This window comes from Roseibacillus persicicus (assembly GCF_014651675.1).
Taxonomy (GTDB): domain Bacteria; phylum Verrucomicrobiota; class Verrucomicrobiia; order Verrucomicrobiales; family Akkermansiaceae; genus Roseibacillus; species Roseibacillus persicicus.
This window is the reverse complement of the sequence record NZ_BMXI01000011.1, coordinates 172,604-196,614: the sequence shown is the minus strand read 5'-3', so window position 1 is coordinate 196,614 and position 24,011 is coordinate 172,604. Positions and strand designations below refer to the sequence as shown.

At 56.2% G+C, this 24,011-nt stretch carries 18 protein-coding genes; 8 read left to right on the top strand and 10 right to left on the bottom strand.

Features of this window, described 5'->3' with window-relative positions:
- Positions 1-446: 446 nt before the first annotated feature.
- Positions 447-1,298: a histone deacetylase family protein gene (locus IE099_RS13825; protein ID WP_189570847.1), complete on the bottom strand. Its 852-nt coding sequence runs from the start codon at positions 1,296-1,298 to the stop codon at positions 447-449.
- A 143-nt stretch (positions 1,299-1,441) separates the two neighbouring features.
- Positions 1,442-3,985, bottom strand: a complete 2,544-nt coding sequence (hrpB, locus tag IE099_RS13820; protein WP_189570845.1) for an ATP-dependent helicase HrpB — start codon at positions 3,983-3,985, stop codon at positions 1,442-1,444.
- 135 nt (positions 3,986-4,120) lie between these two features.
- On the opposite strand from hrpB, the gene IE099_RS13815 reads away from it, so the two are divergent.
- A complete protein-coding gene (locus IE099_RS13815) occupies positions 4,121-5,305 on the top strand; it encodes a glycosyltransferase family 4 protein (protein ID WP_189570843.1) in 1,185 nt (394 codons plus the stop codon).
- The gene (locus IE099_RS13810) at positions 5,302-6,366 is read left to right on the top strand and encodes an acyltransferase family protein (protein WP_189570841.1); all 1,065 of its coding nucleotides are present in this window, start codon (positions 5,302-5,304) and stop codon (positions 6,364-6,366) included. The genes IE099_RS13815 and IE099_RS13810 overlap by 4 nt, the downstream gene beginning before the upstream one ends.
- A 247-nt stretch (positions 6,367-6,613) precedes the next feature.
- Here IE099_RS13810 and IE099_RS13805 read toward each other — a convergent pair whose 3' ends face one another.
- From IE099_RS13805 to IE099_RS13795, 3 genes are all read right to left on the bottom strand, one after another.
- On the bottom strand, positions 6,614-7,450 hold the full coding sequence (locus IE099_RS13805) for an HAD family hydrolase (protein ID WP_189570840.1): 837 nt from the start codon (positions 7,448-7,450) through the stop codon (positions 6,614-6,616).
- 64 nt (positions 7,451-7,514) lie between these two features.
- Positions 7,515-8,993, bottom strand: a complete 1,479-nt coding sequence (locus IE099_RS13800; RefSeq protein WP_189570838.1) for an ABC transporter substrate-binding protein — start codon at positions 8,991-8,993, stop codon at positions 7,515-7,517.
- Between the two features lie 12 nt (positions 8,994-9,005).
- Positions 9,006-10,007: an ABC transporter ATP-binding protein gene (locus IE099_RS13795; protein ID WP_189570836.1), complete on the bottom strand. Its 1,002-nt coding sequence runs from the start codon at positions 10,005-10,007 to the stop codon at positions 9,006-9,008.
- A 188-nt stretch (positions 10,008-10,195) separates the two neighbouring features.
- Here IE099_RS13795 and IE099_RS13790 point away from each other — a divergent pair, with 188 nt between their 5' ends.
- The gene (locus tag IE099_RS13790; RefSeq protein WP_189570834.1) at positions 10,196-11,983 is read left to right on the top strand and encodes a chloride channel protein; all 1,788 of its coding nucleotides are present in this window, start codon (positions 10,196-10,198) and stop codon (positions 11,981-11,983) included.
- 91 nt (positions 11,984-12,074) lie between these two features.
- Here the strand turns inward: IE099_RS13790 and IE099_RS13785 are convergent, their stop codons facing one another.
- Positions 12,075-12,365, bottom strand: coding sequence for a 4a-hydroxytetrahydrobiopterin dehydratase (locus tag IE099_RS13785; RefSeq protein ID WP_189570832.1), 291 nt, complete (start codon positions 12,363-12,365; stop codon positions 12,075-12,077).
- A gap of 122 nt (positions 12,366-12,487) precedes the next feature.
- Between IE099_RS13785 and IE099_RS13780 the strand changes: the two genes are divergently transcribed.
- A complete protein-coding gene (locus tag IE099_RS13780) occupies positions 12,488-12,928 on the top strand; it encodes a hypothetical protein (protein ID WP_189570830.1) in 441 nt (146 codons plus the stop codon).
- Positions 12,929-13,060: 132 nt separating this feature from the next.
- A complete protein-coding gene (locus tag IE099_RS13775) occupies positions 13,061-14,059 on the top strand; it encodes an AAA family ATPase (RefSeq protein ID WP_189570828.1) in 999 nt (332 codons plus the stop codon).
- A gap of 1,450 nt (positions 14,060-15,509) precedes the next feature.
- On the opposite strand, the gene IE099_RS13770 is transcribed toward IE099_RS13775, so the two are convergent.
- From IE099_RS13770 to IE099_RS13755, 4 genes are all read right to left on the bottom strand, one after another.
- The gene (locus IE099_RS13770) at positions 15,510-17,126 is read right to left on the bottom strand and encodes an ABC-F family ATP-binding cassette domain-containing protein (RefSeq protein ID WP_189570826.1); all 1,617 of its coding nucleotides are present in this window, start codon (positions 17,124-17,126) and stop codon (positions 15,510-15,512) included.
- A 129-nt stretch (positions 17,127-17,255) separates the two neighbouring features.
- Positions 17,256-18,959: a hypothetical protein gene (locus IE099_RS13765; RefSeq protein ID WP_189570824.1), complete on the bottom strand. Its 1,704-nt coding sequence runs from the start codon at positions 18,957-18,959 to the stop codon at positions 17,256-17,258.
- Positions 18,960-18,966: 7 nt separating this feature from the next.
- Positions 18,967-20,688, bottom strand: coding sequence for a hypothetical protein (locus IE099_RS13760; RefSeq protein ID WP_189570822.1), 1,722 nt, complete (start codon positions 20,686-20,688; stop codon positions 18,967-18,969).
- A 7-nt stretch (positions 20,689-20,695) separates the two neighbouring features.
- Entirely contained in the window at positions 20,696-21,412 is a 717-nt protein-coding gene (locus tag IE099_RS13755) for an ATP-binding cassette domain-containing protein (protein WP_189570820.1), read from the bottom strand.
- A 234-nt stretch (positions 21,413-21,646) separates the two neighbouring features.
- Between IE099_RS13755 and IE099_RS13750 the strand changes: the two genes are divergently transcribed.
- From IE099_RS13750 to IE099_RS13740, 3 genes are all read left to right on the top strand, one after another.
- Entirely contained in the window at positions 21,647-22,849 is a 1,203-nt protein-coding gene (locus IE099_RS13750; protein ID WP_189570818.1) for a urate hydroxylase PuuD, read from the top strand.
- Between the two features lie 107 nt (positions 22,850-22,956).
- Positions 22,957-23,112, top strand: coding sequence for a small basic protein (locus IE099_RS13745; protein WP_189570816.1), 156 nt, complete (start codon positions 22,957-22,959; stop codon positions 23,110-23,112).
- Positions 23,113-23,180: 68 nt separating this feature from the next.
- Positions 23,181-23,903, top strand: a complete 723-nt coding sequence (locus tag IE099_RS13740; RefSeq protein WP_189570814.1) for a pseudouridine synthase — start codon at positions 23,181-23,183, stop codon at positions 23,901-23,903.
- Positions 23,904-24,011: the final 108 nt, after the last annotated feature.

Genomic DNA, 24,011 nt, shown 5'->3' with positions numbered 1-24,011 from the left:
ACTATTCACTATGTTTCGGTAAAGGCTGACCTCCAAAGACTTTAAACACTTTCGGTTATTGGGTTTTCCGAAATCAGAGGGGCTCTCGATTCATTTCGAGGGCCCCTTTGCATTATAGGCAAACTCCTGAAAGGAAGGGAATTAGAGACAATCCTTTCGAGAAAAAGAAATTCTTTCACCGCCCCTTTTCAATCTCGGCCAAGAACCTCCTCCGCCCGTCCTCCACCGAGCCAAAAGCTATTCTAACAGCCCCCCAACTACCATTGAAAACCTAGTTAAAGCAGCCTCACAAAAGACAACGCAACCACTCATCCCTATATATCAACCGCTCACCCCTCCCGAACGACCACTCGCCCCAACCGAGCCCTTCTCGCCTCCTGAATCGCGGCGACGGAAATAACCGACGCGGGAGCCTCCATTCCACGGCTTCCTAATCTTCCTCCCTCTTACTTGAGAAATCGGTCTGCCAACCTCTTGGCTGTGGTGACGGTGTTGCGGTGGATTTTCGCGGTTCCTTCGCTAGTGCGATTGTATCCCCCTCCGTAGAGAACCGTAACCGGAATACGATTGCGGAGAAAGGCGCTGAGAATCACTTCATCTCGCCGCTGCAGATCTTTCACCGAGAGCATCATTTGTCCGAATCGGTCGTTGCGGTGATTGTCCGCCCCTGCAATCCAAATCACGAGGTCGGGTGAAAAAACATCAAGAGCTGCGGCCAGAGAGGTGAAGAGTTGCTTCAAATACATCTCCCCCTCCACGTATCGCACGGTCTCGACATCCATGGTGGAGACCTCCTTCCGCGATGGATAGTTCTTACCAACATGAATTGAATAGGTAAAAACCTTGGGATCGTCCGCCAAGATCGATGCGGTGCCATTCCCCTGGTGAGCATCCGTATCGACCACCATCACCCGGATCCCCGGTCGTTTGAGCTGCAAGTCCTTGATAGCGATGGCGACATCATTGAACACACAATAACCTTCCCCATGCTCTCGGAATGCATGGTGGGTTCCGCCCGCCAGACAGATTGCGATCCCCTCCTCAAGGGCGGCATGGCAGGCCTGCCGGGTCGCTTCGACTTCCGTGGAACTGCGTTCAAACAGCCTTCCGCTGACCGGCAATCCAAGCTTGAGTTGTTCCTTTCGGTCGAGTCGACCCAAGTAAATCTTTTGCAGGTAGCTATCATCATGGACGCGTCGCAGGACATGCTGATCAGCGGCCCGAACCTCGACGATATCCTCCCCCCGCACCACTCCACTATCGATGAGCATGTCCTTGGAAACCCGAAACTTATCCATTGGAAACGGATGACCCTGGGGAAGCTCGAGCTCGAAACCTGGCGAGTAAAAACACCTCATAAACAGTCAATGACGCTAACGCCGCAGCTCCTGTGGCGCAAACCTCCATCGGGGCAGTTTTTGAGGAACAGCAATCCCACTACTCAACCATCCCAATTGTGTTTGGGATATCGGCCAGCCAAATCCTTTTTCATCTGCGCAAAACCTGAAGCCCAAAAGCCCTCCAAATCATTGGTGACCTGCCAGGGCCGTTGGTTGGGCGCGCAAATCTTAATTACAAGTTTCTGCCCGCCCGGCAACTTGGGGGTGCTGCTCACGCCATAGAGTCGCTGGACCTTTTCCTCCACCCAAGGGTCCTCCCCGTCCCGGTAGTTCACCCGGGTATTGATGCCATTGGACAAGGTTACTTTTTCAGGAGCATAGCTCTCCAGACTGGCCCGTTGCATTGCGGAGAGAAAGTCCCGCAGCACTGGCTTGACCTCCCGGTTCTTAATCTCACGCAAGCTCCCTGCCCCTTCGCAGACTCCCGCGATGACAAAGCGACGTTCTTCGTCGCCGAACTCGGGCATCTCCAGCTCAGGCATACTTGCGGCGAGGAAATTGAGCCGCGCGATCCAACGCTCGACGCCAGCATCCCAATTTTTCAGCGGAGCGTTTCCTGCCAATATTTGCTCGGCAAGGATCTCTCCTGCAAGCTCCTTGGGGACCTCCCCTCCCTCAGTTTCCTCAACCACCAGGTCATCGAACATTAGTCGTTTGCGAGCTACTACCTTTCTAGTAGTTTCATCCCATTCCGCCCCATCGGTCTTCTGCAATAGGTCGGGAAAAAGCTCAGCCAACCAGGCTACCTCTATTCGGGCGCAACTCTTGAGATAAGTCACCATTTCCCGACCCTCGACTTCGGTAGCCTCGCAGGCGACAAACACCTGCGAAAGACGACCCACACTAGTCTCATCCAGCTTCCCTTTCCTCTTTCCTACCAAGCGACAAGAGAGCGTGGCCCCTCCCAGACGGATACCCACACGATCTGCAAAGGCGGCCAGCACCGCTCTGGCCAAGGCTTCTCCATTCCACTCGAAACGCACCCGGTCCACCTTCATGCCTCGCCCTTTTGCAATTCCGCAGAGCTGCTTCCATGTCGCAAGAGTCTCGCGAGCATTCCTCCCTTGCACCCCCATGGCCCGGCAATTTTCAACCCGGAAGTGAGCCTTTCCAGCGGCTTCAGCCGCTCGCCAATCTGCCTCGAAGTCGGACCAGTCACCGTCCTCGACGAATCGCTCCCGATCCTTGCCCGCCTTCTTCGCCCAGAGTCCCTCGCCCTGCAAAACGGCAGCTGCGAAACAAGCCTCTGCCACACAGTCCCCCTCCTGCGCAGCCAACAAGAGTCGGGCCATTCGAGGGTGCAAGGGAAAGCTCGCCATCAGGCGTCCCTCCTCCGAAAGCCCATCCGACGAAAGTGCTCCCAGTCTTTGCAAGAGCCCTTCCGCCCTCTGCAAGGCCTCCTCATCCGGGCCGTCGAGCCATCGAAACTCCCGCACGTTGCTCCAGCCGGCACCCTTGAGATAGAGAACAGACTCGGCGAGATCAACTCGCTTCACCTCGGGCAACTCGAAGGCTGGTCGACGACCATGATCCGCCTCCGACCACAGCCGAACGCATTTCCCCGGCCCTGTTCGCCCAGCCCGTCCCGCCCGCTGTTCCGCGGCAGCCCGGGAGATGGGCTGCACCAATAACGAGTCAATCCCACGCCGAACATCAAACTTGGCGGTTCGCGCCAGCCCTGAATCTATCACAAGGGAGACCCCATCGATGGTGATCGAAGTTTCCGCAACGTTGGTCGCTACAATAATGCGCGGACCGCCACCCGAAGATACCGCCGCCCGTTGGCTCTGCGGCGGCAATCCGGAGTATAGGGGCAAAACCTCGAAACCTTTTCCCGCTGCCGAGTTCTCTAACAGCTCGACGGTCTTTCGAATCTCGTGAACCCCGGGCATGAAAACGAGCACCCGATGCGGCTGATGTTCCATACCGGACAACTCGGCGCGCAAGACCTTGCCCACCCTTTGCCAAAGAGGCTCTTCCTCCATCGTTCCGAAGCGATTTCGCTTTCGCTGGCTGGCTCCGGCATACTGGACCTCCACCGGATATCGCCGCCCCTCGGATTCCAACAACTCGCACGGAGCTAAAAACTCTTCCAATCCCGCAACCTCCAGCGTAGCCGACATCACTCCCACGCGCAGCTCGCTTTGCCGATCCTGCAGTTCCAACACCCGGCCCAACGAAAGGTCGCTTGCAAGGCGGCGTTCGTGGAATTCATCGAAGAGGACACAACTCACCCTTGGCAGCTCCGGACTCTCGGCCAACCACCGCTGCAAGACTCCATCCGTGACATAGACCAGCCGCGTGCGAGGTCCGTAAACCTTTTCAAACCGCACCGCATACCCCACTTCCTCACCAACGCGAGAGCCCACCAGCGAAGCGACATACTCAGCCAACATCCGCGCCGCAATCCGGCGAGGCTGCACCACGATGATACGTCCCTCGAAACCCGCCTCCTCCAGCAGAAGCTTCGGCACGACAGTCGACTTGCCCGATCCCGTCGGCGCCTTCAGCAAGATCCTTTTCGCCCCATCCTTCCCCAATGCCGCTAACAGCTCTTTCCTAACTTCCAAGACCGGTAGGCTCATCGCGGGGAAAGATAGGCAGATTCACGCCCGCGACCAAGTCCAGCGAACAGGGACTTCACTTTCTTTTAAAATCCTGAGCGCATTTAGCTCGTTTCTTGGCAGTGATTAAGGTATTCGGCCCGAGAACTTACAACCATGGCTAACCACCAAACGCTTCGTGCCGCATATGTCACAGCCTTCGAGCCGAAGGATATCCATGCTTGGTCGGGACTCATCTATCACATCAAACAAGCCCTCGAGCGCTCGGGAATAGAGGTAGAAAGTCTGTCCAACCTTAAAAAGGGCGCTCTGTTGACCTGCGCTGCCAAATTGCTGTTCTACAAGCTTCGAAGAAAAGCCTATCACCGCGATCGCGAACCAGCCCTTCTCGAAAACTACGCCAGACAGATCGAAGAGCGGCTCGACCCCAACACGGACTTCATCTTCAGCCCCGGGACCCTGGCAATCGGCAAATTGAAGACCGACAAACCCATGGTCATTTGGACGGACTCAACCTTCGCCGGACTCGTCGAGACCTATCCCGAGTTTCAAAATCTCTGTGCTGAAACTCTCAAGAATGGCCATGAGATCGAACGCGAGATCCTCAACAATCTCGCGCTCGCCATCTATAGTTCCGAGTGGGCCGCACAATCGGCAATCAACTACTATGGCGTCGACCCCAAGCGGGTAAAGGTCATCCCTTTCGGAGCCAATCTCGAATGTGACCGGACCGAAGAGACCATTCGTCAGCTATCCGCGAACAAGTCCACCGAGACCTGCCGCCTGCTCTTCGTAGGAGTTGATTGGTATCGCAAGGGAGGAGAAACGGCTCTCGCGGTGGCTCAGAGCCTCAATGATCGCGGAATCCAAACCGAGTTGCACATTGTCGGCGTCACTCCTCCAATCCCGGTCCCGAGTTGGGTCATCCAACATGGCTACCTTTCCAAGAAAGACCCCGACCAACTCGCGCGCCTGAACAAATTGATGGAGGAAAGTCATTTCTTTATCCTCCCCTCCCGCTCGGAATGCTTCGGAATCGTCTTTGCCGAAGCGGCCTCCTTCGGTCTTCCCTCAATCGCCACCAAGGTTGGGGGAATCCCTTCCGCCATCTCCGAAGGAGAAAGTGGTTTCCTCTTCGAACTCGACAGCCCCTTGGACAAAATCTGCGATCTGATTCAAGAGCACTTTCGCGATTCACAGCGCTACGAGAATCTGTCGATCTCCTCCTTTCGACGCTATCGATCCAAGCTCAATTGGGACGTCGCGGGCCGAGCCGCCAAGGAAGCGATTTGCGACGCTCTTGCCTCGCGGCCTTCCGTCGAATCTTTCTCAAAGCCGTGAAGACCTATTATCACAGTCTCGACGGATTGCGGGCCCTGGCAGTAGGCGTCGTCCTAATCGCACACGCCGGTTCCCCGTTTCCCCGCAGCGGAAGTGTGGGAGTTGAAATCTTTTTTGTTCTCAGCGGATTCCTCATCACCGGAATTCTCAGCCGGGAATTCCAAGAGAGCGGTGCGGTTTCGCGAAAGAACTTTTATATCCGTCGCCTGCTTCGCCTCACGCCCGCGCTTCTGCTGGCAGTCGCTCTATTCGCCGTTCTCTTTTCCCTCACCCACCACTACTTCCCCACTCGGGAAGTCGCCATCGCCCTGACCTACACCGCGAACTGGGCGGAGGCGCTCTGGAATCTCGACTTGGGAGCGATGGCTCATTGCTGGACGCTGGCCACCGAAGAACAATTCTACTTCCTCTGGCCCTTTGTCATCGTGGCCTTGGAAAAAACAATCAAAACCACGAAAGGCAAAGCTCTCGCTCTAACAACTATCGCTTTGGCTTTAGCCGGATATCGCGCGGCAGTAGTAGGAAGCTACAGCCCGGCCCGAATCTATTTCGGACTGGATACCCACATGGATGGACTCGTCATGGGTTCGGCCCTCGCCTATTTCGCCGCGATTCTACGCACCAGCGAGAAGAGTCGTTCGACGAGCTACCACATCCTCAGTTGGATCGTTGTTCCCGTTTCCCTTTTCGTTCTTCTCGCCCTGATGTATCTTTTCAAGTGGGATAGCACGGGTCTTCACCAGTATGGATTCTTCCTCGCCGCGCTCTCTTCCGTCGCAATTATTCTGGACCTAACGCTCTCTCCATTCTCCCTCATCCAGAAACCTCTTTCTCTTCCCCCTCTGGTCTACTTGGGCAAAATTTCCTACGGTCTTTATCTCTTCCACTACCCCCTCTACCACTTCATCACCGAGGTCATGCCCGATGCCAGCTTTCTGGTCAAAGCCCCCCTCAAGATCGGTCTCAGCATCTTGGTCGCAGCGCTTTCCTTCCATCTGGTAGAAGTGAAATTTCTCACTCTCAAGAAGCACTTCGCCAAGGGAAAGAACGCCACGGAATAGGAAGCGGATCCAAGTCCCACCAAGCCCGTAGTTTGGGATAACCCTTGTGCCCGGACACAAGACCGCCGCCAGACTCACTCGAGTCTAACGGCGTTTTGTGTCGTGGCTTTCGCGACCGCACTCACGGACGAAAACCAACTCAACAGTTTGTAACCATTTTATGAAGTTGAACACCGTGTTCCATGCGATGTTCAGAGGTTAAGACTCTCCACCTCGGAAGAAGTTCAAACTTTGCTGAATAATTTTTTTACTCAACGAGCTCCTCTTTGCTCCGGTCTGGAGACCACCTTCTCGCCACGAAAATTTCCTCAAAAGCTTCCACCAATCCGGCGCTCGCCAGGGACTCACCCACAACCCCGTCACACATTCTCACCCTCTTTTTCACCTCGGGAACGGCATTACCCGGACATACGGGCCAAGCCGTAATTTCTGGTGACAGCATGGTGAGGTCGTTAAAGTTGTCTCCCGCAGCAATCACCTTTTCTGGTGGAACCCCCACACGCTGAGCAATTTCCTTGAGAGCCGGCCCCTTTCCGTAGGCGCTGTGACTGAAGCGGAGGTAAACTCCATTTCGCTCGTGCCCAAGTTCCTCACACTTGCCACACACGCGCTCGACTTCACGCAGAAGGCCTTCCATCTCCTTCTCATGCGGCAAAACGACCCCGGCAAGATCTCCCTCAACCTGCACCCATTCTCCTTTGGCAGTCTCCTCCACATACTTTCGAATCTGGGAGAGTTCCTTACGAACTTTTTTAAAAAGCTTCTTATGATCGCGGTCGCAATTCCGGTTCCAATCTTCATCGGGCACGAAGCGGCCAAATCGACCGGGAAAATGAATTTCCCGCTCTCGGGCCACCACAAAATCAGGCAAAAAAGGAAAACTATCCGCCAACCCTTCCACCAGATGCATCAACGAACGTCCGGTGCATATTCCCCAAATGAACTTGTGTCTCTCGCGAAGAAACTCAAGCCACTCCAGCATCCGCCTGTCCACTGGTGGACGATGTTCAGGCCAGTGAAGCGTTCCATCAAAATCGAAAGCAAGAATTCCGGCGGGCTCTTCGACTAGGGGCAATGTTTCCACGGGGATGACTCTTTGACATTCCCTCCCCTTCGCCAATTGCGAAGGGCGTCAACAGCAGCGCAACCTACGGCTGCTCCGCGACCTGGCGGTAATTTTCCCGAAAGAACTCGCCCAACTCGCGCTGCATGCGGACCGCGTCTACTGCTTTGTCGGATTTCAAAGTCGCGCGAATCTTGTCCCCCGCGGCCTGATAGGAAACAGAAGGCCAGCCACCCTCGGCCTCGATTTGACTGAACTGCTCGTTGGAGGGCTTTCCCGCTTCCGCCATCGCCGCCCAAGCGGACTTCAGTTCATCGTGGGAATCAATACACATCACCCGCACGATGGTTCGCAGGGGAGTGAACAGACGGCCTGTCCAATCGCCACGATACTCGAACTTCTGAGCCAGCTCATAAGGTCTCACTTCCCCATCAACCATCCGCGCCCGATGCTCGTCATCATAGAGATCCCGTCGGACAGGGAGACGGCGGAGACTGCGAAAACGGGGACCAAATTCCTCCCCCTTGCGAGCCGCCCACAGCATCTGCGCCCGCTCGGTGAAGAGAAATTCAACAAACTCCTGCGCCAGTTCGGGATGCGGCGCGCCCTTGAGAATCGCGACCGGGTCGACGCTGATCGAGGTTCCACCCTCCGGCACCACGAACTTCACCCGCGAACTGCCGTCGCCCTTGCGCTTTTCCTCTTCGAAAGTCCGGCCATAGAAGTCGATGCTCATCCCTGCAACCGCATTCCCTTGCGCGACATCATGCGGAATCTTGGCCGAGCTATCGGTAAAGTAACGCGAGTTGGCAGCAATCATGCGGATGCGATTGACGCCCTTTTTCCACCCTTCCTCCAGAGCCTCCTCCTCGGACTTTCCTGCCGCAATCTCCTCGGCGATGACTTCTTGAATCATCATCTCGAACATCTTGGCCACCGAACCGCTCTTGGTCGGATCCGCCAAGGCCAAGGACCCGATGTAGCGCTGGTCGGTGAGATCCTCCCACTTCTTGGGCTCGGGAAGACCGAGGCGCTTCAAGCCATCCACATTATAAACGATGCCAAAGCTGGACAGACAGACCCCCACCCAATCGTGCTCGCTGCCATAGTAGGTCTCCCCGCTCATGGTCGCAGGAATGGGAGCGTTCTCTCCCGCAAAAAGTTCGGGATGGGTCTCGAAGATCTCAAGCTTCGCAAAACGTCCCAGCTTGGATTGGGCCGAGAAATCGTATTCCCCGCCACCGAAGAACAAATCGATTCCGATTCCCTCCCGGCCTCCCTCCGCCGCGGCATCGAAACCGGAGTCGAGTACCCGCTTGATCTCGCTGGTCCCTCCAGGAACAAGCCAGTTAACATAAACTTCACGCCCATGTTTTTCCTGATACCATTCGACAAATGCTTCCCCGAATTCGCGCTGAATCGTCTCGTTATGAGGAGTGATGACTTCCAGCCTCAAGACCCCGGCTCCGGGAGCCACCTCCACGTCTCGCCGCAGCACCAAGGGGAGAGCGACCACGATTCCGAGAGGAACCAGAACCGCTGCTAATTTTTGCCAAAGCTTCATCGTGGGAGGATTTTATTTTTCTAACAACACCACATCGGATTCGTCTGCACGCAGCACCACTTCTCCCTGTCTGACTACCCGTGGATTCATCTCCGCAACTTTCAGCCGCAGACCGCCCGCGACCTCCACCTCGTATTGCACGAGAGCTCCCAAATAAGCAGTCTGCACCACCCGCCCGGCGATGCTATTGGATTCCCCGGCGGCCGAATCGACAAAGCGCCAGGCCTCGGGCCGGACCGAAATCAACTGTCCCTGACCGTCACCACGAAACTCGCCCAACTGACCCTGCTCGAAAATATTCGTCTCCCCGATGAACTCCGCCACAATGCGCGAGGTAGGGCGTCGGTAAACTTCTTCCGGCGTGCCCACCTGCATCACCTCGCCAAAGTCCATCACCGCCATCCGGTCGGCGACTGACAGAGCCTCCTCCTGATCGTGGGTCACGTAGACTGCAGTCAGGTCATTCTCCTTCACGATGCGTCGAATCTCGGTCCGCATCTCCACCCTCAAGCGGGCGTCCAGATTGGAAAGAGGCTCGTCCAACAAAAGAACCTTGGGGCGAACCACCAGCGCGCGCGCCAGCGAAACCCGTTGCTGCTGCCCGCCGGACATTTGGTCGATGCCACGCACTCCGTACCCTTCCAGGCGAACCATCTCCAGGGCTTCTCCCACCCGACGCTTCACCTCGTCCTTCGAGACTCCGCGCTCCTCCAGACCAAAGGCCACATTCTGCCCCACCGTCATGTGAGGCCACAGGGCGTAGCTTTGAAAAACCATCGCAGCCTCCCTCTTGTGGGTCGGCAAACTCGTCACATCCTCGCCATCGAAGCGAATCTCGCCCGACGTGGGAGACTCCAATCCGGCAATGCAGCGGAGCAAGGTCGTCTTTCCGCAGCCACTTCCTCCCAGCAGGAAAAAGAGCTCCCCCTTCTCAATCCCGACGGTGATTCCTTTCAGAGCCCGAACCTCGCCGAACTCTTTCACCACCTGATTTGCCAAAATCGCCTCACTCACAAGACCGATACTGCCGCCATTTCCCAGCTTCTCAAGCGTAAGGTCAAGAGAAGTGCGTCCCCCATTCTTCTCCCTCAATCGAAAAATGCGCGGCTTCCCCCAAGCAACAGGAGGCCAGTCCACCGCTACAAAAAAAGCCCCGTTCTCCGCTAGAACTCGCTGCGGGGCTGTGATAAAGCCGCGGCCCGATGGCAGACGCGACACGAAAGACAGTTCCCGATTGGATGCGGGCCCGTCTGAATGTGAATCAACGCTTCCTGATTCTTTGCCTCGTCGCAGGTCTTCTCTGCGGCTTGGCGGCGGTTGTTTTTCACTTTGCCATCGAGCACCTCTTCTCTGCTCTCTGGAACTTTGCCCAAGGCCGGGACCCCAAGACTTTCATCGCCGTGATGATCGCGGCCCCCACTCTGGGCGGCTTGCTGGTGGGCATCGTCAGTCAGAAATTCGTCCCCGAAGCCATCGGCAGCGGCATTCCGCAGACGAAATACGCCTATTATAATAAGGGGGGAAAAATCCGCAGCTACGTGGGCCTCCTGCGCTTAATCTTGGGCAGTCTTTATATTGGTTTGGGCAACAGCCTGGGGAGGGAAGGCCCGACCGTCCATATCAGCGCCGCGATTGCTTCGCGGCTGGGTCGTTGGGGTTTTCAAGATGCCAGCCGGGTGCAGTCGATGTTGCCGGTGGGGATGGCGGCAGGGATCGCCGCCGCGTTCAACGCTCCGCTCTCGGCCCTCACCTTCGTGTTCGAGGAATTGCTCGACAACTTTTCCATGAAGGCCCTCGGCGGGATGGTCATTGCAGTGGTGGTGGCTGCTGCCGTCTCGCGCAGTATTTTGGGCGAAGACCCCATCCTCGCCGCCCATCTTCGGACCGATTACCAAACCTCGGCCTGGATGCTGATTGCCTTGCCCTTGGGAATTGCAGCTGGGCTTCTCGGACATATTTTCACCTCTTCCACTCTCGCGCTGCGTGGATTTTTCAAACGGCGAAAGTCCTTTCCCAAGTGGTTGCTTCCAGCCAGTGGCGGACTCAGTTGCGGGATTCTCGGGGTCGGCGCCTACTTTCTCACCAGTCGATTCGGCAACGCCCAACACTCGGTTTTCAGCATTGGCTACGAAAGCCTCGAAGCGGCCTTCGAGAACGAGCTCACCGTTCCGATTCTAGCCACCCTGCTTCTCTTCAAGTTCCTTGCAGTCGTTCTCAACTATGCCAGCGGCGGCTCGGGCGGACTCTTTTCCCCCACCCTCTTTCTCGGCGGGCTGTTAGGCGCGCTGGTCGGCATCGGCTTCACCCACCTTCATCACGTGGGCAATTGGGTTCCTCACTTTCCCGCCGACGACAAGGTTATTGGGGCCTGCGTCTTGTTAGGAATGGGAGCGATGTTTGCCTCCGTAATCGGTTGCCCTTTCACCTCGCTCATCATCATCTTCGAGATGACCGGAAACTACGACCTCATCCTGCCCTTGATGGCCGGCAACATGCTGGCTTGGCAAATCTCGAAAAAACTGCGCCCCATCGAGATCTACAACTCTCTCCTCCTGCAGGACGGAATCACCCTGCGCGCCCTTCCGGCCTACCGTGGGGTGCGCGATTATCGCGAGTTACCCGTGCAGGCCATCATGACCCACGACGTTTTTCAGCTGAAAGCGTCTCATACCGTGGGCGAATGCCTGAGCCGGATTCGTGAGGCGGACAAACGATTCCATGGCTATCCCGTGGTGGGCAAAGGGAAAAAACTTCTCGGCGTGATCACCCATCACGAGCTTCGCGAGAATGAACCCGAAGTCGAATTGAGCACCCTCTTGACCGGGCAAAAGCTTCTCTCGGTGACCCCGGTGACCACGATTCGGGACGCCGCCCACCGGATGATCGAGAACGACTATCAGCAAGTGCCCGTGGTCAGCCCCGCTGATCCGGAAAAGCTGTTAGGCTGGCTCACCGCAAACGACATCGCCCGTCAGCAAAACGCGTTTTAGTGTTCGCCTGGCGTTGCACCCCTTGACGAAAAGGGTATGGCAGAGTCGCTACTCCCTGCCTTTAAAAAAAGTTCGTATGCGCAGCCGAATCTTAATCGACCAGGTTGTCAATTCGGCCAGCCATCTCGATGTCAGCCGGAGTGACTCCACCTTCATCATGAGTTGTTAGACGAAGGATGACCTTGGAATAACGAATGTCGAAATCGGGGTGATGCTGAGCTTCCTCCGCGATTTCCGCGATATCGTTCACACAGTCGATGGCTTCGGTGAACTCTTCGAATTCGATGGTGCGGCTGATCTCCTTGCCATCCTCACTCACTTCCCATTCGGGACATTTTTTGAGAGCTTGGTCGAGTTCCTTATCTTTGAGTACGTCTGACATTGTTCTTTTGGGGTTGGAGCGTAAATAGCGCCTCTCTTACGCACTTTGGCAAGAATCTTTCCCAAGTCTTGCCTCACTTTTTTCTGACTTTTCAGAACCCGGATCCAGTCTAGTTTATTGTTATGAAATTCATCCTTCCCCTAGCCTCTCTTCTAACCGTGCTTTTCCTTACCAGTTGCGGGTCCACCAACACTGCGGGCAGAATCGAAAAGAACCCTCAAATCTACAATAGCCTGACCACCCGGGAGCAAGAACTGGTCTCACAGGGTCAGATTGAAGAAGGAATGCCACCCGGAGCCGTCTTCCTGGCCCTTGGCGAACCCGACCGACGTCTGGAAGGCCAGAGCGAGGGCAAGAGCACCATGCGCTGGGACTACACCGGCCTTTATCCCGTCTACAGCAATTCTTTCTACGGTCACTTTGGCTCCGGCTATGGGCGTTACGGCCGATATGGTCGCTACGGTAGTTTCGGGATTGGGCCCACTATCGACTACGTCCCCGTTCGCTCCAGCACGGTTTGGTTCGAAAATGACAAGGTCCGTTCGTGGGAGCGGGTGCGATAGCCCTGCGACTAGCTGCCAAGCAAATTTCTCCTAAAAGGCCGTTCCCGACCGGGCGGCCTTTTTTGTTGTCAAAATTTCCAGACATTCCCGATTCACGTAGCCGCTGATTCCCTGTAGTCATACCGCAACGAAATGTCTGAAACGAATACCGACACCCAGAAACTCTCTACCGAAATTGCCGAGTCCTCCCGCTGGATCGCGGATGTCAGGCAGGAAATGTCCCGCGTGTTGATCGGACAACATCAACTAGTGGACCGCCTCCTTCTCGGCCTCCTCTGCAATGGCCACATCCTTCTGGAAGGCTTGCCCGGCTTGGCAAAAACTTTGGCCGTCAACACTCTCGCCTCCTGTTTTCAGCTTCAATTCTCGAGGATTCAGTTCACGCCCGACCTCCTGCCAGCCGACTTGTTGGGAACCCTCATCTACAACCAACAGGCCCAGCAATTCGATCCCAAGCTCGGACCCATTTTTGCCAACCTGGTGCTGGCCGATGAGGTCAACCGCTCCCCAGCCAAGGTGCAGGCCGCACTCTTGGAAGCGATGCAGGAGCGCCAGGTCACCCTCGGCGACACCACTTATCCTTTGCCCCAACCGTTCCTCGTCCTTGCCACCCAAAACCCCATCGACCAAGAAGGGACTTACACTCTTCCCGAGGCACAGTTGGACCGTTTTCTCCTGAAAGTTCTCGTCGATTATCCAAGCAAGGAAGAGGAGATGAAAGTCCTCGACCTGATGGCCAACACTGCCAAGCCCCCTGCCGTCAGCGCAGTGGCCCACCCGGATCAACTGGCCGCCAGCAGGGCCTTGTTAGACAAGATTTACATCGATCCTGCCGTTCGGGAATACATCGTGGACCTCGTTCACGCCACCCGTTCGCCCGGAAAGTATGACCAAGGTCTCACGCCCTTGATTCGGGCAGGTGCCTCCCCCCGAGCCACCATCAACCTCGCGCTCACCGCCCGGGCCAACGCCTTCATGAACTCCCGGGCCTACGTCACTCCGCAGGACGTCAAGACCCTCGCGCCCGAGGTTCTGCGCCACCGGATTTTGCTCTCCTACGAGGCCGAAGCCGAAAACATCTCGACCGACACCCTCGTCACCCGCCTCCTCTCCAAAGTCCCCGTGCCATAAGGGATTCAGCCCTCGAGGCACGCCGGTAGGGTCCTTTTGATAAAAGGACCGCGAGAGTTCTGCCGTGCTCGAACAGCTCTCCCGCCGACGAAGGGCGTTAGCTCAAGGACCTTCCCCCAACATTCGCGGCTGTTTTGGCAAAACAGCCCTACCGCTAATCGTCTCTCGATTGGCTCAACGACATCTGATTACTTGGACGAGACGATTCGGTGGGGCGAGTGAGGGCACTCGCGGTCCGGCCAAGGATCCTTCTGGAGTGCGCGCCGCTTGCTGCCGCTTTGGAATGGATGACTTCGTTCTTTCACCCACCCGGGAAGAGCAAAGCTTGCTTGCTCAACCTCGCGGCCACCTCGATGCAAAGAGTGAAGACCCCCAACCAACTCAAGCCCCACCCAACCACCCTCGACCCACACCGGTAGGGTCCTTTTGATAAAAGGACCGCGAGAGTTCTGGCGTGCTCGGACAGCTCTCCCGCGGACGAAGGGCGTTAGCTCAAGGACCTTCCCCGAACATTCGCGGCTGTTTCGGCGAAACAGCCCTACCGCGGGACGTCTCTCGATTGGCTCTACGAAATCTGATTGCTTGGACGAGACGATTCGGTGGGGCGAGTGAGGGCACTCGCGGTCCGGCCAAGGATCCTTCTGGAGTGCGCGCCGCTTGCTGCCGCTCTGGGGTGGATGACTTTGTTCTTTCACCCCCACGGGAAGAGCAAAGCTTGCTTGCTCAACTTCGCAGCCACCTCGAAGCAAAGAGTGAAGATGCCCAATCACCTCAAGCCCCACTCAACAACCCTCGACCCACGCCGGTAGGGACCCTTTGACAAAAGGACCGCGAGAGTTCTGGCGTGCTCGAACAGCTCTCCCGCGGACGAAAGGCGTTAGCTCAAAGACCTTCCCACAACATTCGCGGCTGTTTTAGCAAAACAGCCCTACCGCGTGACGTCTCTCGATTGGCTCAACGACATTTCATTGCTTGGACGAGACGATTCGGTGGGGCGAGTGGGGGCACTCGCGGTCCGGCCAAGGGTCCTTCTGGAGTGCGCGCCGCTTGCTGCCGCTCTGGGGTGGATGGCTTCGTTCTTTCACCCCCACGGGAAGAGCAAAGCTTGCTTGCTCAACCTCGCAGCCACCTCGAATCGAAGAGTGAAGACCCCCAACCAAAATCAAGCCCCACTCAACAACCCTCGACCCACGCCGGTAGGGACCTTTTGACAAAAGGACCGCGAGAGTTCTGGCGTGCTCGAACAGCTCTCCCGCGGACGAAAGGCGTTAGCTCAAAGACCTTCCCACAACATTCGCGGCTGTTTTAGCAAAACAGCCCTACCTGCTGGAGCTGGGACATTTCTGTCCCTAGGACGGTCCGTCCACATCGAATCGTAAGAACCGAAGAGTCTCAAAGTAAGTTCTAACTCCCCGGAGCTCTGCTCATGGACAGGAATGTCCATGCTCCTCTACTCCGCAGTCACTGCGGCGCGGTCGTCATCGAGACCGCTCTTTTCAATGAAGTAGTCGTAACCACCCGTGTAACGAGTGACTGTTCCATTGTTAATGTGCAGCGTCGTTTCCGCCAGCGAGCGAATGAAGTGAACATCGTGCGAGATGAAAACGAGAGTCCCCGTGTATTTCTTCAAGCCCTGCACCAAAGCATCAATCGAGTTGATATCGAGGTGGGTCGTCGGCTCATCCATCAGCAGCAAGTTGGGCGGGTCGACGAGAAACTTCACCAGGTTCAAGCGGGACTTCTCTCCCCCAGACAAAACGCGAATCCGCTTGTCGACATCGGAGCGACGGAAAAGGAAGGAACCGAGCACAGCCCGCACCTCATCTTCTGCCAAAGTCTTGTTCGCCGCCATGACCTCATCGAGCACGGTATTGTCCTCATTGAGGGAATCAATCCGGTGCTGGGAAAAGTAACCCATCTTGGTCGCATACCCGACCTTACGCTCACCGCCCTGAAACTCGAGGTGACCGGAAATGATTTTCAGCAAAGTCGATTTACCCGCCCCGTTCGGCCCCACCAGAACAATCTTCTCACCCCGCTCCAGGGTCAGGTCGAGACCGTCATAAATCACCTTCTCGCCATAGGCTTGTTTGATTTTCTCTAACTCAACGACCTTCTGGTTCGAACGTGGCGGCTCGGGGAAATTGAATTTGAAGACCTTACGTGGCGCACGTGGCTTCTGCATCTTCTCCTTCATCTTCTCCAGCTGACGAATCCGGTCCTGCACCTGCGAGGCCTTTGACCCCACGTTGCGGAAACGGTCGATGAACTCCTGCACGCGATCCATCTCCTTCTTGTGATTGCGCCAGGCTTGCACCTTTTGGTCGTAGCGCAATTGACGCTGCTCCTGGTAATTGGAGTAGTTGCCGGTGTAGCTAATCAACTCCATGGCATCGGGGTCGATTTCGACCACTTGCTCCACCAGGCCATCCATGAAATCCCGGTCGTGGGAAATCATCAGAATCGCGCCCGGGTAATTGGACAAATACTTCTGGAACCAGAGCAAAGACATGAGGTCGAGGTGGTTGGTCGGCTCATCCATCATCAGGAGGTCGGGCTCCATGACAAGGAGACGGGCAATGTGAGCACGCATCACCCAACCGCCGGAGAACTCACGCGCGGACTTTTCGAACTCATCCTGCTTGAAGCCCAAACCGGCAAGAATCTTCTTCGCTTTGGGCTCGAGCGCGTAGCCATTCAACTCGGTAAAACGGTCCTGAGCTTTTGCAAACTCGGGGGTATCCATCTTCCCGGTGCTCTCCCCCTCCCGGATGGTGCGCAAGATGGAAACCATCTCGTCGTCAATGCCCATCGCGATCTCCAGGACCGTCTCGTCGGTAGGCTCGCCCGCCTCCTGCGCGAGGAATCCAGTGATGGCGTAATCATCACGCTCAACGGTGCCTTCGTCCATGGTCTCTTCATCGAGAATGATTTTAAAGAGGGTCGACTTGCCCGCGCCGTTGGGTCCAACCAGAGCCACGCGCTCGCCCCAGTTTACGGTCAAATTGGCTTCGCGAAAGAGCGTGCGCCCGCCCATGGCCTTGGTGAGGTTTTTGATCGTCAGCATTGAGTCCCGTGACATTGCGAATCTTCACGAAGCTTTCAACCCTTGATTCCGGATTCTTTCCCCTTTTACCAAAATTCGGGACAGAACTCGGGGCCGAATTAGTTCAAAAAGGGTGCTTGAGCAAGCCAGCTACCGCTTCGAAAAGCTAAAGGACTTCTTCTCCTGAGGCAGGGTGATGAGACTGCCCCGGCTTTGATTATAAAGACGTCGCACCCACCAGCAGGAACCCGCCGCCCAGACCAGAAGAGAGAGCGCAGGCAGAATCACCCACGCCAGATGAGTTCGCCCGTCTAGAAACTTCTCGCTCATCGCCACCGTCGCAAAAGCGAAGAGCGCGAGCGGCCCCCAGTAGAAAAGGTGACTCCAGAATTTCTTAGCCTCTCCAACCGGGTCCTTCGGAAACAGCTCCAGACTTTGCCAAAGCGACATCGTCCACTTCACCCACGGCCCGACGAAGAGGTAGATCAAATAGCCCATTCCCAACAAACTCGCGAAGACCCCATCCCAAGACAGCTCCAAAGCAATCTTCAGCACAAACAACAGGGCAATGAGAGCGGGAAATTTGAGAGAGCGAAGCAATAGCCATTCTTTCCACAACATCGTGTAGAGCCGACGTTCCGACACGGGAAAGACGCCCAGCAAAGCCACTTGGCGAGGGCCGCCCGCCGAAAACTTGTGGAAAGCAACCAGCGCCACCCGGCTCCAATCCGCAGCGGGAAAAACAAAAAGAAGGATATAAACCACCCACCAGAGAGAACCACTCTCGATCCCCTCAATCATTTTTGAAGGTTCGAACCAAGGCACGATATCTTGCAAGACCCATCCTGAGCTGAGCAACCCCACGGCCAGCGCAGTGAGAGCCAGAAACCAAAGAAGAGGACTGAGAAAAAAGCTCGCTGGCCACCGCAGGTCCAAGGTCTCTGCCAAGTCGCGCTCTTTCTCATTAAAGATTCGCGCAAAAAAGGCATGTGTGCGCGGAGCTGATTTCTCGAGAGGGAGTGGCGGCGAGTTTGTGGTTTCCACAACATCCTCATCCGGGGGTCTTGCGGTCAACAGCACTCTCGCTACTTGGGTTTGGCGAAAACGGAAATGTGTTCGAGTGCGCCACCAGGCCCAAACCGTGAAACCATAAGCTGCCGCAAGAAACAGGTAATAGAAGACCCCCAGCTGAGGCCAGGCACTGGGCAGAAAAGGAATCAGGGCGTCGAAACCAAGAACCTCTTCCAACTCAATCTCCGGCAACGAAAAATCCGCGAGCGGAAAAACAAATGAGAGAACCAAAAGAACGATCCCCCACAACAGCACCGACTTCCCTGCCCGCCCGCGATTCTGCAACTGCCAGCACACCCCAGCCAAAGGAATCAGCAGCCACCCCGCCGACATCTGAGCCGATTGAAACCATCCCAGATCACCCGAGACAAAAATCCAAGTCCCCAACAGCCACAGTCCCAGAACGACGTAACGAAATGCCCGAAAGGAATGACGCCAGACCAAGTCCTCCGAGACCGGAGTGAAAAGCAGGGTCGCCCCATCACGTGGGAGCAAGAGCCGGGAACCGACCCAAAGAATGAGAATCCCCGCAATGAGCACCCCAAAGGAAAGGATGCGAAGCTCGCCCAAGACCGGATTCACCATCCAAAAATTCTGGGGACCCAGAGCCAAAAGCAGCCCCCCAAACAACAGGACAAACGGCGTCCAGATGAGGAATCGAACCACCGAGCGAAAGCGCATCCAACGTTCCCCTTCTGCAGGAATTCCCTGAGCGACCTGCAACATCGCCCGCCGCAAGCGCCCCTCGCGCGCTGAATCTTTTATTCGGGATGGCTGGCTCATACGATTTCTACTTCAGAGTGATGGTGAACGACTTTCGCTTGGGAGGAACCACCATGAGGCTGCCTTTGCCCTGCGCATACACGCGGCGCATCAACCAGCAGGCCCCGAAGCACCATGCGGTGAGAAAACTCGCCGACAACACAAAGCCCGTGGCACTGTGATCCCCGTAAAGCCACTCGCCCCCGGTCCAGAAAGAAAGAATGACCAGCGCAATCAAGGGGATGGAGTAGGCAAACTTCGTCGCAAACGATTTGATGATTCCTAACAGCGTGTCGGGAAACAGTTCGATTCCTTGCCAGAGCAATCCGGCCCAAGTGGTCAGGCTATTGAGAAACAGAGCCGGCCCTAACATCACGAAGATCACAAACCCCTCCCGCGCCTGGAGCTGAGCATTTAGCACCTTGGCTGCAAGCAACAGCACCAGAACCTGCACCGGAATCACCAGCACCCGGGAAAGGAGAAACTCCTTCCAATACATCCAGAACATCTGAGGCTCCGCAATGGGAAGAGCACCCATCGCCATCACTCGCCGAGGTCCTCCCCCGGAGAATTTCTGAAAAGCGCAGGCGATCACGCGACTCTGCCATCCCCGCAACAAGAGCAACCAGATGACGCCGAGAACGGTGAGAGTGAGCGGAAGAACGAATTCAGGGTATTTCTCTGACAAAGTAGAGAACTCGGCAAGCCAACCGAGAACCGGAAGTAGCAAGAGCGCGAGAAACGGCTTCGCAATACTTTTCACCGGCACCCGAAAACCCAAGGCTCTTGCCACTGCTTTCTCTTCTTGAGTCCACAAGAGAGAAAAGAAACGATCGGGAAAATTGCCCAAGACTCGCGGTCTTTTCTGCTCGCTCGTAGCCTGGAGACGAGCAGCTTGAGGTGCGGATGCGCTGGGCTCAGCATGCGAAATTGCAGGGGCTGCCATCACCGCCGCCCAGGTATCTCGCAGCCGAAAGCACGCTCGGGCGTTCCGCCACTGCATCGCAACCCAGGCACTGCCAAGTGAGAACAAAATCCATCCCGCAGGGCCCTCTGACAGCCACGAAACCGGAAGCAGCTTCCGAATTGCCTCAAAATTCCAGCTCTCAAGAGATGACCCTGGTTTGATGAAAAGGCTCAGCAATGGCGCGAGCAAAAGAGCCACCCCAAACAGGATGCCAGTGAACAACATAGCCGATCCCGCACCTCCCCGGCGAAAGAACTGCCAAGCCACGCCGAAAAGCGGAAGCAGGATCCAAGCAGTGGATTTAAAAAGGGAATCTACCAAGAGCCCGCCAAACGTATTGGTAGTTCGCAAATCCGAATCACGGAAGAGATAAACAATCAGTATCCCAGCCCAAAGACCCAATAGGATTCGAGGAAGAGACCAAAAATTATGCCGCCAAACGAGAATGTCCCGCGCTGGAGTCGAAGCCAGGATTTCTCCCTCCCTCGGCTGAAGCATGCGGTGCCCGACCCAATTGACAAGGAAGCCCGCCACAAACACGCCAAGCGCGGTCAGGCGAAAATCTGAAAGGGCCGCTCCCCCTCCCCAAATCCAGGCGGGAACCAATCCTATGCAAATCAGTCCAAGAAAGATTGAAAACGGAATCCCCAGCAAAAGTCGGATCCAAGGTATCACCCGAATCCAAGGCTCGCCTTCCGCAGGTACCCCTTGCCCCCGAATCACCATGGCCCGCCGAAACCGCTTTTCGCGCTCGTTGTCTCGCAATGTGAGATAGCCAAACATCCCGTTTTCAATCCATCAGCATCGCGAGATAGGGATCCCCTGCGCGCGCCTTCTCCTCCAGCTCGGGCACGGTGCCATTGTGGAGAATCACTCCTCCGCTCACCACCGTCACGCGACCGGCAAAGCCCCGCACCATCTCAATGAGTTGGGTCGAAAAGACCACCAACACCCCTTCCTCCAGACCTTCCCGAATCAGCTGGCGCAAAGTCCGCAAACCCTGGGCGTCCATGCCGGAAGCGAAGGGCTCGTCCATCAACCAAATCGGTGGACGTAAAGTCGCGAGGATGACGAGGGCGACCTTATATCGCTGACCACGCGAGAGCTCGCTCACCGGCTTTTCCCGCAGAGAGAGAACACCGAAGCGATCCATCCACTCGGCGGCGACCTCTTCCAGATTAGGTCTATCGATTTGCCAGAGCTTCGCCATCGTGGCGAGGTTCATGATGGCGCTGCCCTGGGGAATGAGCGCGGGCTCATCGCCGAGAAGAAAGAATTGTCTCCGCAGCTCGACATCATCGCGGGTGAAGTGCTTTCCATTGATAAAGACCTCACCGGATTCGGCCCCCACCATTCCTGACATCACCCGCAGCATGGTGGTTTTTCCCGCCCCGTTCACTCCCATGAGAGCAACCAATTCCCCTCCCGAAGCCTGCCAATTGACGCCGCTCAAAACATCCTGCTTTCCAAAGCGCTTCCAGACGTTCCTCAGTTCCAAGCTCACCATGACCTACTTCTGACCATCGCCCCCTCTCTTGGAAAGAGGAAAAAACCTAGAGCCATGCTCCTAACAGGGACCACGAGCACCTTCCTTCGCCGCCACCTTTCTCACTTCCAACCCTTCTTTGATTTTCCCGTCTAACTGGACCTCTTCTCATTCGGAGCGCTCCCTATTCACTTCCGAAATCACCGACGCCTTGCAGGCTTTCTTTTCCGCAAGAAAACGGGCAGAATCATTCCCGTGATTGAGTTCTTTAACATCACCTTTCGCATGATTCATGTCGTGGCGGCCATCATGTGGATCGGCAACTCGCTTCTTTTCACCTGGTTTGAACTCAATCTGAGGCGCAACGAGGAAGACGGTGATGAGTCCTTGGGTTCCATGAACATGCTGCACGGGGGCGGAATCTTCTTCCTGCAAAAGCGCATCATCGACCCCAAGGAGATCCCGCAGCGCCTCCACATCTTCAAGTGGCAGTCCTACACCACTTGGCTCAGCGGGTTTATCCTCCTCGTCTCCCTCTTCTACACGCGTGGCGGCAGTTTGCTTCTCGACCCAGTCAAGACCGACCTGCCGGGTTACATGGGCGGGGTCATCAGCTTCGCATCTTTGGTGGGCGGCTGGCTCTGTTACGATCTCCTCTGGCGCAGCCCGGTCCGAAACAAGGAACTGCTCGGCATCATCATCTCCTTCGCCGGGCTCATCGCCTACGGATTCTGGCTCGACACCATTTTCAACGGGCGCGCGGTCTTCCTCCAAATGGGAGCCATGATGGGAACGATGATGAGCGCCAACGTCTTCTTCCACATCATGATCAATCAGGACAAGATGATGACTGCCCTGAAGGAAGGAAAACCGCACGACCTCAAACTCGGCAAGCAGGCCAAGATTCGCTCCACCCACAATCACTACATCACCTTCCCCGTCATCTTCCTGATGCTAAGCGCCCACTTCCCCTCCACCTACGGAAGCCCCAACAAGATTGCCATCGCGGCAGTGGCCATCATCACGCTGGCGCTCATCAAGCACCTGATGAACTGCTACCACTCCCTTCCCCGCTGGAAAGAACTGCTCGGTGTCACCTTCGTCGTGGGCGCGGGTCTCGTCGCGCTTCTCATCAATCAGGGGAAAGCCAGCGAGGCCCAGTCAATGACTCCCGAAGCGGCCGCCGGCCAAAAGGTCTTCACCTCCACCGGGTGCAACGCCTGCCACCTTCCGCAAGACGGCACCATTGCCCCCAGCCTGCATGGAATCATGGGGAAAGAGCGCGTCTTCGAGGATGGTTCCTCGTTGGTGGCAGATGAGAACTATCTTCGCGAAAGCATCCTGCACTCCACCGCCAAAGTGGTGAAGGGTTACGCCCCGGCGATGCCTCCCTACGCCACCGTTCTGAGTGACGAACAGGTGGATCAGCTCCTCGCCTACCTCAAATCCCTCAACTAGGGGCTTTTGGCCCTTCTCGAGGCCTGTCAAATATCGACAAGATTCCTTCTTGCCAAGCGCGCACAAAGCTCTTAGTTTCCCGCCCCCCAGAACAGCCCGAATCTCTCATGTCCAAGCACAACAGTCTTAAAGCAGCCAGTACCGCAGGTGGAAAACGCTCCGTAATGAAGCGTTTCGAACGTATTAAAGTTTTGCGCGAGCGCGGCCAATGGAAAGAAGGTCAAAGCCCAATCGGTCTTCCAAAGACCAAGGGCGAAGCTTAATTCTCTAATCTTGATTTTAAATTATCTGAGCGGAACCCGAGTGGTTCCGCTTTTTTGTCGCTACGTAGATGGAAGAAATTCGCCTCAATAAGTTTGTTGCCTCATGCACCGATCTGTCCCGCCGCGAGGCCGACCGGATCATTCAGGAGGGTCAGGTTAGTGTGAACGGTTCCATCACGGAGAGCCCCGCTACCCGGGTAACCGACGAGGACACCGTTCGACTGGGACGCAAGGTTCTTTCCCGCCGGTCTATTCTGGTTGTGGCCTTCCACAAACCCCGGGGAGTCGTTTGCTCCCGCAGCGACGAGCGCGACCGACGCACAATCTATCACCTGCTGCCCTACAAGTATCACCATCTCAAGCACGTGGGACGACTGGACCTTGATTCCGAGGGCCTGCTCATCCTGACCAACGATGGTGACCTGGCGCAAAAGCTCACCCACCCTTCCAAAAAACTGGAAAAAGAATATCTCGTCACCGTCGACCAGAACTTCGAACCCCAGGTTCTCTTGCAACTCGTCAAGGGAGTTCACACCCCCGAAGGGCAAGCCAAGGCCAAGTTTGCCCGTCGTCACTCGGCGCGCCGCATGGTCATCATTCTCGAGAGCGGCATGAAGCGCCAGATCCGCCTCATGCTGGAAACCCTCGGATTGCGAGTCACCAAACTGGTGCGCACCCGGGTCGGCTCTCTAACCATGGGAGAACTGCCTATGGGAGAAACCGAAGAGCTCCGCAAGGAGGACATCGAGCACCTGCTCACCAATCCTCCTTCCAAGAAGCCCTCGGCCTAACTTGCGGACGGCCCAGCTTCCCGGGAAGCCAGCCTTTCGACTCCACCCCAAACGAAACGAGGCTCCGCGAACGGAGCCTCTTGTGGTTTCAAGGTTTGATTTTCTTCA